The organism is Comamonas sp. CMM03 (assembly GCF_019218715.1).
GTDB lineage: Bacteria > Pseudomonadota > Gammaproteobacteria > Burkholderiales > Burkholderiaceae_C > Comamonas > Comamonas terrigena.
This window is the reverse complement of the sequence record NZ_JAHUXB010000001.1, coordinates 1,246,341-1,257,925: the sequence shown is the minus strand read 5'-3', so window position 1 is coordinate 1,257,925 and position 11,585 is coordinate 1,246,341. Positions and strand designations below refer to the sequence as shown.

Below are 11,585 nucleotides of genomic sequence, written 5' to 3'. Positions count from 1 at the left end.
CTGTGTGGCTTGATTTGTTGCTCAAACGTTCCAGATGGCTATCAGAGTCAGCTTGTCTTTGGCAGTGCTTTCGGGTGCTGGTAATCCTCGCGGATGAATTTGCCGTAGGTGCGGAACACCATTTCCACGTCCTCGTGCCCCAACTGCTGTGCCACGTACCAGGGGTTGGCGCCGGCAGTCAGCAGCGTTGAGGCGTAGGTGTGCCGGATCTGGTACGGATTGCGGTAGGTTATGCCGGCCCTGGCCATCAGCGGCAGCCAGGCGGTTTTGCGCACCTGAGCATCCGTGGTCCAGGGGAGTAACGTCACTGTGTTGAGCCAAACCCGCTTGCCGCGGGCGCCGCTGATGGGCAACTGGTCGCGGAGGGCCTGCATGGCCTCGTCGTTCAAATCCATCTCCCGCTTGCCGGCGGCTGTCTTCGGACCCTTGATGACACCCGCCACTTGGTTCTGGACGATGCGCGCGACGCGCCGCTCCCAGTCAATGTGCTCCCACTCCAGCGCCTGTAACTCTCCAGGCCGAAGGCCCGTGTTGAACCAGAACTGGAAGGTCGGGCGCTCATCGTTTCGGCAAGCGTCGAGGATAGTCATACGCTCGGCGTAGGTGAATGGCCGAACGACGTAGTCACTGGCTTTGGCTGTTTGCCGGATCAGCTTTGCCAATGCAATGCGTTCGAACGGGTTGAATTCGATCACGCCGTCATTCAGTGCATCTTCGAAAACGGAACGCAGAGGGATGAGCGTGTTTCGGATGGCCTTTGAAGTGCAGTCCATCTCGCCAATCCATTCGCGCAGCATGCCGGGGGTGATCTCGGACGCCTGCACATTGTCCCAGCGCCGCATCCGGTCGCCGTTTATCACCTTGGCATAGCCGTTATAGGTGGATTTCGACATCTGCCCGTTTTTGACTTGGCGCTCGTAGGTCTCCAGCTGGTTTTGCAAGAGCGTTCTCATCAGTCCGGCGTTTTTCCTACTGACACCGGCCTTCGGGCTGTCGGGAAAGAATGCGGCGTAGTCGAAGTCACCGGCCTTGATTTTGTCGCGGATGTCTTCTCGCAGAACTGCTGCTCGTTGAATGCTGGACTTGTTGATAGGCCCAGGCGGTAGCATCTCGCGGCACTCTTTGCCCTCGAATGAGAACGCAATTTGAATGCGGTCACCGGTGACAAATCTGCGGATGGTTACGCCGGGTGGTGTTTCGAGCTTTGGTCTTTTATCCATTGGTCTGCTGCTTTGATGTTGACGTAGAGGCGACGGGAAACGACAGCAACCTGCTGGCCGATCTTCCAAGTGCCGGTCTTCTTCCGCTGCTTGACGGTTTCGCGGGTGACGCCTGTCAGCTCTTCGTACTTGCTCGCCAGCACCCATTCGGGGGCACTAGCGGCGGCGGGATTCTCGTGGGTGACCACGGTTGCCTGGTGGGTTGCTTGGTGTCTCATTGACTGCTCCAGAAAAGACAAAGCCCGCCGGGCATGGGCCGGGCGGGCTGGGGTTCAGGGAAATCAGGACAGGCGCAAGTCCTGTGCTCATGCCCCTGGTGGGGCGAGTGTCGCCCCGGCCGAAGCCAGGGCGGCTGGTTTACGGCTTGAATTCCAAGCCGTTGCGCACAGCATCACGCATACGCTGGTCCCGCACATCACCGGGAACCGGCTTGCTGTTGCGATCCTCGATGCTGGTGCTGGACTCCGTGAAGGCCGGGACCTGGCTGCGCTGCACCGTGCCCTTGGGGGCATACGACGGCTGGGCCATGTTGTAGATGGCCGCCAGGGCCAAGGCGGCCAGGAAGATCCAAACCTTGCGCAGCTTGATGCCCAGCAACAGGCCGGCGGCCACCACAAGGTAGGGCAGAAGGTTCAGCAGCAGGATCATTTCAGCTTGACCATTGGGGTGGAGTCGCCCAGGGTGGTGGTGGGCAACTGACCATTCCACTTATCGATCCAGGCGCGCTGATTCTCCAGCTTGCGCAGCTCCAGCACGCGGCCGTCCACCGACTGGGCCAGGACGGCTTGAGCCATGGCTTCAGTTTCCGCCTTCTCTTTTTCGATGGCGCGGTTCAGGCGGGCTTCCTGCAGCTCGCGCTCTAATTGGGCCTTGCTGATGGCCAGCTGAGCCTCTTCCTTCTGGATGGCTTCGCGACGCTCGGCTGCAGACTCCTGGGCGTCGGTGATGATCTTGGGGTACTTGAAGTTCGTGATGCCCACATAGCGCACTGAGAACGGGGTGCGCGCCTCGATCACTTTGCCCAGTTGCAGGCGCAGGTCAGCGTTGATCTTCTCGTTGCTCGAGGCAATTTCGCTGATGCTGAACTTGCTCAGGTACTCGCGCACCTCGGCCTGGATGATCTGGCTGGCGTAGGTGCGGTACACCTGCTCATTGCCAATCACAGAGATATCGCCATCATTGCCTTCAGGGCTGATCGCGTTGAACAGCTCGCCCGTCTTGGCCGGGTTGATGCTCAGCGTGGCGCGCACCGCGACTTCCAGGTTCAACTTGTCCTCGGGAATGAAGATGGACAGAGCTTCCTGGTAGGCCTTGTCCGAGACGTCCAGTAGGACGAGGCGGTCGCAGTAGGCCCAGCACGCGGAGAGGCGGAATTTGGACGTGGGGATCAGGGCCTCCTGGTAGCCGTCCTTGGTCATGATTTTGCCCACATGGGCGGGCGGCACTTCGACCTTGCTGCCGCAGGCCGCCAGGGTCGCCAGGGCAGCAACAGCCAAGAACAGTTTGAGCTTGCGCATAGTTCGCCGCCTCCTTCGCGGCATGAAAAAACCCGCTCGCTGCGGGTGATAAGGGGAAAGGCGGCCGGTGTTATGCGGCCGGGGTGATCAGATAGGCCTCACGGTCCTGACCACGAATCCACACTGGCTCCTTGCCGCGCCCGGTCCAAGTATCACCGGTTTCCGGGTTGCGGTACTTGGCCGGCACAATGCTGGTGATGCGTGGCTCGGCCTGGCTGGCGTTCGGGCGCGAGAGGGCGGAGGTCAGGCCGTGGCCATCACTCCTTGCAGGTGCTTGATCATCGCCCCCAGGATGTGCGGCACGCTGCCAGCAGGGTAGTGCTTGGCGGCCTTGATCGTCGTGGCCACAAAGCCGAGTTCAGCCAGGCCGGCGGCGTCAACTTTGATGGGCGCAATCAAGGCGTTGATTTGACCCAACGTCATCGTCCGGCCATCGTCGCTCGCTGCTGCAGCAGCACTGGTTTGCGCCGCAGCGATGGCATGCCGCGTGTCGATCTCGGCCACGCCGCTGTCTCGCAGGCCTTTGGCCAGTGAGCTTAGGTCATCCAACAGCGGGCCTGGCAGTTCATCGGCAGAACGTGCTTCATCAATACCGGCCTGCGCCTGAGCTTCGGCCTGAATGAGCTTCTCCCGCATTTCTGCATCGGCGCGCTGCTGCTCCTCCTGGCGAATGAGCTCGCGTTCAGCCTCTATCCGCTTGGCCTCGGCCGAGCGATGGTTTCCGATGCGCAGCGCGGCCAGGGCGTGGAAGTCCTCTGCGGCCTTGGTGCCCACGGTGGCGAAGTCGGCAAACAGGGCGATCCAGTCGCCGTCCTGTTGCACCAGGTGTGCGCGGTTGGCCTCCAAGCGCTGAGCCAGGCCGTTGGCCTGTGCCTTGGCGTTGGTCACCGCCACAGCTACGGCGTCCTGCATGTTGGCCAGGGACTTTTTTCCCTTGATGGTTTCCGCAAATCCGCCGGCCATTCGTGGCAGCCAGTCGGCACCCAGGCGCTTGTTGAGCGCTGCCACGTGCTGGTCCAGGTCCTGCTGGGCATCGGTCACCACTGCCAAGCGGCGGGCGTCTTTCTCGGCTGCCACCAGCTTCTCGCGCGCCAAGCGGGTGGTGCGCATCAGGTTGGCCAAGTCGTTTGCGGTGCGCGTGAAGGCCTCCACATCGCTGACCTGAGCCAGGGCGCTGGCCACGGCCGCCTTCATGGCTTCCTCGCCAGACTTCAGTGCCTTGCATTCAGCCTCGGCGTCAGCGAATTCCTGATCGGTGGAGGGCTTGACCACCATGCCGTCGATGAACGCGCGCACGGCTACTGCCACTTTGTCCAAGTTGGACACTACGACCAGGCTGCCCTGGAGCTGCACTGCCACGGCCGGCAGGCTCTCCACGGGCTCGGCCATCACGGCTGCCGGGCGCTCGGCGGTGGGGTCAAAGGCCGCCACGTCTTTCTCCAGCTGTTCCCAGCCGGCCACGATCTGGGAGCGCAGGGTTGGGTTCGGCTCATACCAGCAGTGGCGCTCCTCAACCAACGCCCACTCGCCAGTGTCGGCGTCCAGGCGCCACTCGCTGGCCATGAACAGGATGCGATCGCAGCCCGACACCATGGCTTGGTGCTCCATTTGCACCTGGTACTGCAGCGGCAGGTCGGCGCCGGTACAGCCAGGCGCCATGGCTTCGCGCAGGGTGTTGTTGAGCGCCTTGTGCTCGAAGGCCGTGTCGTTCATGAAGGTCAGCCCGTCGAACGATGCGCTGTCCTTGCCCACAGTGCCCACACAAGGAGAGAGCTCGTCGCCGATGATTTCCTCCGCCAGCGGCCGGGCCAGTGCCTCGAACTGGTGGCCGGCGTCGAACCGCCGCTGTGTGGGCGCGTCCACTTCCGGGGTGACGCCGGTTGCCAGTTCCTTGACCAGCTGCGCGCGGGTCTTGTAGCTGCTGCAGGCCATCATGGCCGGGGCATCGCTGGCGTTGAAGTGCGCACGGCGGTGGGCGTGCCATTCAGGGGTGCCCTGCACCAGATTCACTATTCGCATGCTCATGGCTGCTCCAGTTGCGCCACGCGGGCGTCAAAGATATCGGTGATGCGCAGTCGCTGCGCTTCGTCTGTGATGGCATCGAGCAGGCCGCCCAGCTCGTAGAGCTTGTCCAGGTCGGCGCAAGCCTGCAGATCTGCGGCCAGCTTGTCTGGGTCAACAGCAGGGGCGCCGGGCGTAGCCCCTTGTGCCGAGGCGGTCGGCTGGAGCTTGGTCGCCTTGTCGCGCAGCTCTTTCTCCTGCTCGGCCGTGACCTTGCCCTTGCTGCCTAGCCAGGCCAGCGCGTCATCGACGGTTTTGCCTTGGGCGATGCCATCCAGGATCTGCGGCAAGCGCGCTGCCCACTTGTCAGCGGGCCATTCGGGTTGGACTACCTCGGCCGGCCCCATGTGTCGTTCAACTGGCGCAGGGTTGGCCGCCATGTCCTCCAGTTCCTCTGCCACGGGCATGCCGCGCAGCACATCAGGGAACACGTCGCGCAGCGCAAAGGCACGCGCACGCATCTGACGCATACGCTTCGGGTACTGCGTCCAAGGGCCTTGCTTGTTGGTCAGCCCGGCCTTCTGTGCATCAGCCATGCTGAAGCTGCGTACCTGCTCAGGCCCACCCTTGCGCTTCACGCGGCAATAGGCTGTATTGCCGTCGTCATCTTCGGTGACGTACTCGCAGACGGGGCTGGCCAAGACCAAGGCAATGACCGCATCACCCCACAGTGCCGGCCGGCCGTTGATCACGGCCAGGTTCTGCAGCGACTGCAGAGGCTTGAGCCCCAGCTCAGCACCCCACTGCATGGCGATCAGGCAATTGCCCGGCTTGCCCTTGAAGTCCTTGGGCACCAGATCGCTCTCAGCCAAGTAGTTGGAGAAGGTCAGGGCCTGCTCAAAGTTTTGCGGGCTCAGATCGAACTGTGCGGCAGGGCGAAGGCTGCCTGCAGCTTGCTGGGGGGCGAGCGCATTGCTCATGGGATACCTCGATTCGTGGTGATGGTCAAAAGACGATGGCGGCGGCAGCGGCCAGCGCGAGTGCGCTGATGCCAAGCCACTTGAGCAGGTCCAGAAAATAAGAAACCCGCAACGAGGCGGGCTGATGGAGGGGAGTGGTGGTGTTCATGCAGCACCTCGCACACCGGCGGTGGTTATGCCCGCGATGACGTTGCCGGCGCGCAGCAGGCCGGCGGTGTAGGCCGCGTCACGGGTGCTGAAGGTGGCAGCACTGGGCTGGCCGTTCACGATGTAGATGAAGCGCATTGGATCTCGGCGGCCAGGGCGGCGACGATGGCCAGGGCCAGAATGAACAAAGCCCGCTTGATGGCGGGCTTCTTCTTGCGGCGCGGCAGGCGCTGGAGTTGGATGGTTGGACGCATGCTGGCTCTCAATCAGAGAAGCCAGCCCGGCGTTCCACCAGGGCATCTGCGCGCAGGGCCTGACGGTGCACGTCGTAGGCGATGAGGATGGCCTCGTCGATGCTCGGCTCCAGCAGCGGGGCGATGTTCACGCCACGGTGCCAAATGGCCGAGACAGACAGGTCAAAGTCATCGCCGTAATGGATCAGCGTGTCCAGCGTGACGCCCTCGACAGTCACCTGAAAGCGTGCAGTGTCGGGCTCATAGGGCGGCAGGCCATTTGCGTCGGAGGGTATGGCGCGCAGTGGGAGTCGTGCGTTCATGAATGCTCCTGTTTGAAAGCAAAAAGGTCCGCCGAAGCGAGCCGTTGAAATGAAAAATCCCGCTTGGAGCGGGCTGGGTTGTACAGGCACCGTTGCCTGCAGATACAGATATGCCAGGTGAACTAGAAGGACGGCGTGCGTAAACGCGGCCTAGGCCCTGCACCAGAGGGTAGGTGTTCAGTTCACTGGCTTGAACGGATGCGCTGAATCAGTCTCAAGCGTGACCTCCGGACAACATTTGCGCTTGTCTTGCCGCACGTCAAGTCGGACCATTGCGGCCGCTGATAGCGGGATCACAATCGAAGATAGAGGCTTGATAGGCAGTGAATATCTCTTGTCGTACGCTTGCCTCACCTCAACAACAGCAAACTGACGGGACCCATCTTGAGCAATCATGGTTCGCATATGAAGAGCATCCGTTTTGTTGACCGTCTGATAGATGGAGTGGTAACAAGTCTCATTCGGTCTAGGCAGCTTTTGCTTAAAACTGTTGTCGGCGTTTTTCTAATTGCTTCCATACTTATAGCGTCCACTTGGCATAACCTGCGCGAGTCGCGTGATTACCACGTTCAACGTGGCGTGGACGCCTCCATCAATCAGGCCCGCTTGTTGAGCTACGAGCTCAACACCGAGATGCGGCTGATCGATAACGCACTATCGACTATTGCGCACGAATTCCATCAGGCCGGGGCAACTGTACAAACATTTGAATCGGCCGTGACCAACCAGGCTGCTTTGCTTCCCTTCTCCAAAGCAGTGCGTGTGGCCGATGCCAATGGCATGGTGCGCCTGGGCCTTTTGCCGAATGAGCAGCCTTTTTCGATTGCAGACCGGGCCTACTTTGAAGAGGTCAAACGCTCTGACAAGATGGTCATCTCAGAGCCTTTGGTCAGCCACTCGTTTAAAGAATGGAGCGTGGTTCTTAGCCGAAGGCTGGAGGGTGAAAACGGTACCTTCAAGGGTGCTGTGTTCGTCGTCCTGGATGTAGAGCATTTCCGCAAACTTTTCCAGAAACTGACCCCTGGCGAAGACAGCGCAACCACTCTACGCTCGGCCGAAGGCCGTTTGGTGGCCCGTTACTCGCAAGCAGATCCAACCTCGCATATTGGCGTTGGAGGCACGCTGACCTCTACCGCGCTGAAGCAAACGGTGCGCCGTAACCCAGATCATGGCTGGTTCATTACGCCAACTGCGCTGGACGGCATTGAACGCATAACGGCTTACCAACGTCTTTCCTCCCCGTATTCGCTGACGGTCTACACCGGCATCAGCACCGAAAGCTACCTGCGACCTTGGCGAAGCGAAGCTGTACGGGCCTGGAGCCTGACGGGGCTTTGCGTGCTGCTCATGGCGCTTGGTGCAGGGAGCCTGTTTCTGCATCAGCAGCGAGAGCTGACTGACAAGTTGCGCAATGCAGAGTTGCTGAAAGAGCAGAACTTCTTTGTCGAAAATGACTTGATCGGCATGATCAAAGTGCGCGACCGGAAAATACTCTGGGCCAACAAGGCCATGGCACGCATGCTGGGAAAGCACGTGTCTGATTTGAACCAGCAATCCAAGCTTTGCATCTATCCAGACAAAGAAACATATGAGCAAATCGGGCGACTGTCTAGCGAAGCGCTAAGTCATAACAAGCACTTCCGCACAGAGGTGCAGTTGAAAAAAAGCAATGGTCAAACCTTCTGGGTGGACGCCAATGCCGCGCAAATCACGGAAACGGATACTGTGTGGATTTTTGTGGATGTTGACGCCCACAAAAAGCTCCAGCAAGAGACCGAGCACCAAGCCACCCACGATGCGTTGACGGGCCTGGCCAACCGTCGGCTTATGGTCATGCAGATGGAGCGCTTCATTGCACTTGCCAACCGCCACCTGAGCTCAGTTGCCGTTTGCTTTATCGATCTGGACGGGTTCAAGGCTGTCAACGACACCTACGGGCACGATGCCGGCGATATCGTTTTGCAGACCGTAGCCAAACGATTGAAGGGGGCAGTGCGTGAATACGATTGTGTTGCACGCCTTGGAGGCGACGAGTTTGTCGTTGTGCTGACTGGGCGTAACGATCGCGAAAGCGTTGTACACACTATGCAGCGCTGCCTGCAGGAGGTACTGGTTCCTATTGTGGTGGAAGACATTCATACAACCAAAGTGGGATGCAGCATCGGTATTGCCTACTATGAATTTGATAACGAGTCATGCGATTCGTTAATTGAGCGCGCTGATGAAGCCATGTATGTGGCAAAGCACGCAGGCAAAGGGCGCGTCATTGAATCGAACAGACGGCCGCTTGGTGAGAACCCAAATGAGAATTCGACAGCTGCCACATAGCGCTGCAAAAGGGTGATGGCTGCCGTGTACGCCCCGGTTTTTTTGCACTCAGTCACGAGAGACGCTGACTTCCACGGCTTGCTGGTGGGCAACTTCCAGTCACGCCATCAAGGAAGCCACTGGGCTTGCTTCATGGCCCTGCATGCGCTGCAGGAGGCGGCGTTTAATGCCCGCATGGCTACTGAGTTACGGTTTCTTTTTAATTACCGCTCGCCGCGGCTTTAAGCCCGATTTTTGAGGCTCTGGCAAAGGGGGGGCACCAGCAATCATCGGTCTTGGCGGTAGCTCGGAAATTGGCCGAGTAAATATTATCCCAATATCACGCCAAAATTCAATATTTAACTTATATGCAAGTAGTGAGAACATATAGACCTCCGGTCTATTTCGGCTGCAATTTGGGGACCGCCTTGTCCCCACCATATTTTCTAGTCAAATGTGCAGCCGACTATTTTGAACACATCTACTTTTCGCGTTTTCACTGTTTGCCGTAAATGGAGCCACTTTGTGGGAATTAGCCCCCTAGGTCGTCGGCTTCAAAAAAGTGAGAGTCCGACTTGGAATCACAACTTAGCGCAGAGGCTGGTCATGTTGTTCTTGCCCTGGCTGCGGCTGGTTGGGGTTTTGCTGTTGTTCACCCGGATTCGGTTGATTCAATTGCTCACTCATTACCGCTGCTTCTATTAAGGCCAATCGAAGGATTGACCTAACCTATTAGGGCCATTTAAAGAGTGAGGTGATGTAGGACAAGTAGTAGAGTAAAGCACTATATCGTAAGTAGACGCTACCAAAAATTAATTTAGGGAGGCGCGAATTCGCTGCATACAGTCCACTAATGGATCATTTCTTTGAAGTTCAACGGACCTGTTGGCATGCACTTGCAAGTCGGTAATTATCTGATCAATTTGTAAGAGTGCTAGTGCCATGTCGGGATGGCCATCTAAAACACAATCGAGAATCAGCCTTAACGAATTGGCTTCTAGCTGCAGGGGAGCAGATATCGCAATGCTGACGCTAGACATGATTCCTACCTTAGCATTCAAAGTATTTAGCAGATGCTGGCTTATAACTAACTTTGTTGTTTTTCTTTCACGCCAGGCTCTTTCTCTCTGTCCCCTTGCTGGCGCTCTACTTTTTCATGTGGCTCCGGTGCATCTTGTCTTACAGGTGCAGGCGAAGTAGGCGGAGCGACAGGCTCGGATTTCACCGGTGTTTTCGTCTCAATCATGGTTTTGCCTCCACGCTTTCCAAGAAGATCAAAAGCCCGCTTAAAGCGGGCTCATTAACTGCTGACCCTGAAGGCCGTGCAGTGCCCCCGAAAATCGAGGCGTTAGCAACTTGATTGCTTATTTGTGCTGCCCACTTGGCTTTTGGGCTGGCTGGCCTTGTTGAGGGGTCTTGGGGGAGGACTGTTCGGCTTGGCCGGGTTTTTTGCTCGGGGTCTGGCCGGGTTGTTGGTTGGACTGAGTCATTTGGATATTCCTTAACCATTTGCAGCGCATCGGGATGACTTGCTGCATCTTCACAATGAGGCTTTAGGGATAACCACGCTGTACCAATGCGTTACGGCCTAAGCCTTCGAGGATCAATAGTCCTCTTCTGCAGTTTTCTCGCGCTGCAGTTTGCGGACCTTTTTTATGGTTACTTTGGGTTGTTTGCTCGGGTCGACAAGCATGGTCAGTACATGCCAGTTCGGCTCGAACACATAGTCGTCACTCGAAGCTGTGTGACTGTCAAAGTCTGGTAGTTGGGGCAATCTGTCGCCTAAATAGGCTGCAGATTTCGAGGGGGGTGACATTTAGACCTCCGGTCTATCAAGGCGGATCAGGGCTGATCGCCTTTCTTCAGGGTACTCTCTTTCAGGAGCAAAAACCGTTCTGAGAGAATACTTACATTGTTCACCCCCATGGCCCGTGGCGCCTTTGGTGAGCGGGCCCTGGTCTTCGCCCTGGTGTTGCTAAGGGTAAGGCGTTGCACCAGATGGCTTTTTCCCCTTTTTCCGCGCTGTGTCGACCATGCTTGATGCTTCCCAGGAGGGAGGGGCGCGTGGGCCACCTTGATCGCGACCAGTGGCAGTTGCCCCTTGACCTCCAGCACCACAGACTGCACCGCTTATCTGAGGAGTTGCCATGCGCACAGGACATGACAAGGTGGATTGGTCCAAAGCCCCAAGGCTTGCGCGTTGGTGGGCTATCAACCAGGACGGGGTTGCACACTGGTACTGCGCGCCCGACATTGCTTGTTACTCGAGCTTCTGGTTTTCTGATGCGGTGCCAGCTCCCGCATTCAATTTCCGTGGCGACTACAAGAAGTCTCTGACTTCGCGGCCAGAACGGCGTACTTATTTTTGAAAATTCGCCTTGGGATTTTTGCCCGCTTCACCTTCTAGCGCACGGCTGCAGAAAACGATGCAGGCAAACGCTCAGGCCACAGCAAGGCATAAAAAAGCCCGCGACTTGCGGGCTATGCGGGAAGTGTGTGAGCTTTAAATAGCGAACGATGCGCGGTCTTTGTCGGCAATCCACTTCGGGGGTTTGCCGCGGCCAGTCCAGGTCGCACCGGTGGCGGGGTCACGGTACTTGGGGGCCACAGTTCCACGGGGGCCGGTTGCGGCCTTTTTGCCACCAAAGACATCATCAGCAGTCAGGCCGAATTGCGCCACCAGTTCACGCGCTTGCTTCACCGCGTGGGCCAGTTCGGCTTTACGCGCCTCGGCGATCTTGGCTTCCAGTTCGGCTTTTTGTTGAAGCAGGCTTTTGTAGGTGCTCATGTTGGAGATCCCCTTGTTTGAGAGTTTGCAGTTGCCGTTAGAGAGCTGCGCGTATTGCTCGCGCTTGGG

General features: G+C 58.3%; 14 protein-coding genes. 1 reads left to right on the top strand and 13 read right to left on the bottom strand.

Annotated elements, in window-relative coordinates:
- Positions 1-47: 47 nt before the first annotated feature.
- From KW830_RS05725 to KW830_RS05680, 11 genes are all read right to left on the bottom strand, one after another.
- Positions 48-1,220 carry a site-specific integrase gene (locus KW830_RS05725; protein WP_218332436.1) on the bottom strand — a complete coding sequence of 391 codons (1,173 nt, stop codon included), beginning with the start codon at positions 1,218-1,220 and terminating at the stop codon, positions 48-50.
- Positions 1,181-1,438 (bottom strand): excisionase, encoded by a 258-nt coding sequence (locus KW830_RS05720; RefSeq protein WP_218332435.1) that lies wholly within the window; start codon positions 1,436-1,438, stop codon positions 1,181-1,183. The genes KW830_RS05725 and KW830_RS05720 overlap by 40 nt, the downstream gene beginning before the upstream one ends.
- A 139-nt stretch (positions 1,439-1,577) precedes the next feature.
- Positions 1,578-1,868, bottom strand: coding sequence for a hypothetical protein (locus KW830_RS05715; protein ID WP_066534503.1), 291 nt, complete (start codon positions 1,866-1,868; stop codon positions 1,578-1,580).
- The gene (locus KW830_RS05710; RefSeq protein ID WP_192333321.1) at positions 1,865-2,737 is read right to left on the bottom strand and encodes an SPFH domain-containing protein; all 873 of its coding nucleotides are present in this window, start codon (positions 2,735-2,737) and stop codon (positions 1,865-1,867) included. The genes KW830_RS05715 and KW830_RS05710 overlap by 4 nt, the downstream gene beginning before the upstream one ends.
- Before the next feature lie 70 nt (positions 2,738-2,807).
- Entirely contained in the window at positions 2,808-2,984 is a 177-nt protein-coding gene (locus tag KW830_RS05705) for an H-NS histone family protein (RefSeq protein WP_218332642.1), read from the bottom strand.
- A complete protein-coding gene (locus KW830_RS05700) occupies positions 2,981-4,762 on the bottom strand; it encodes a YqaJ viral recombinase family protein (RefSeq protein ID WP_218332434.1) in 1,782 nt (593 codons plus the stop codon). The genes KW830_RS05705 and KW830_RS05700 overlap by 4 nt, the downstream gene beginning before the upstream one ends.
- Positions 4,759-5,718: a recombinase RecT gene (locus KW830_RS05695; protein WP_218332433.1), complete on the bottom strand. Its 960-nt coding sequence runs from the start codon at positions 5,716-5,718 to the stop codon at positions 4,759-4,761. The genes KW830_RS05700 and KW830_RS05695 overlap by 4 nt, the downstream gene beginning before the upstream one ends.
- A 25-nt stretch (positions 5,719-5,743) precedes the next feature.
- Positions 5,744-5,866 carry a hypothetical protein gene (locus KW830_RS21270; protein WP_255578101.1) on the bottom strand — a complete coding sequence of 41 codons (123 nt, stop codon included), beginning with the start codon at positions 5,864-5,866 and terminating at the stop codon, positions 5,744-5,746.
- The gene (locus KW830_RS05690; RefSeq protein ID WP_218332432.1) at positions 5,863-6,003 is read right to left on the bottom strand and encodes a hypothetical protein; all 141 of its coding nucleotides are present in this window, start codon (positions 6,001-6,003) and stop codon (positions 5,863-5,865) included. Before KW830_RS05690 ends, KW830_RS21270 begins: the two co-directional genes overlap by 4 nt.
- Positions 5,982-6,119: a hypothetical protein gene (locus KW830_RS05685; protein WP_218332431.1), complete on the bottom strand. Its 138-nt coding sequence runs from the start codon at positions 6,117-6,119 to the stop codon at positions 5,982-5,984. Before KW830_RS05685 ends, KW830_RS05690 begins: the two co-directional genes overlap by 22 nt.
- A gap of 8 nt (positions 6,120-6,127) precedes the next feature.
- Positions 6,128-6,421, bottom strand: coding sequence for a hypothetical protein (locus KW830_RS05680; RefSeq protein WP_218332430.1), 294 nt, complete (start codon positions 6,419-6,421; stop codon positions 6,128-6,130).
- A 405-nt stretch (positions 6,422-6,826) separates the two neighbouring features.
- On the opposite strand from KW830_RS05680, the gene KW830_RS05675 reads away from it, so the two are divergent.
- Positions 6,827-8,749 carry a diguanylate cyclase domain-containing protein gene (locus KW830_RS05675; protein WP_218332429.1) on the top strand — a complete coding sequence of 641 codons (1,923 nt, stop codon included), beginning with the start codon at positions 6,827-6,829 and terminating at the stop codon, positions 8,747-8,749.
- A gap of 1,066 nt (positions 8,750-9,815) precedes the next feature.
- Here the strand turns inward: KW830_RS05675 and KW830_RS05670 are convergent.
- Entirely contained in the window at positions 9,816-9,974 is a 159-nt protein-coding gene (locus KW830_RS05670) for a hypothetical protein (protein WP_218332428.1), read from the bottom strand.
- 1,257 nt (positions 9,975-11,231) lie between these two features.
- Positions 11,232-11,516, bottom strand: coding sequence for an H-NS family nucleoid-associated regulatory protein (locus tag KW830_RS05665; protein ID WP_218332427.1), 285 nt, complete (start codon positions 11,514-11,516; stop codon positions 11,232-11,234).
- Positions 11,517-11,585: the final 69 nt, after the last annotated feature.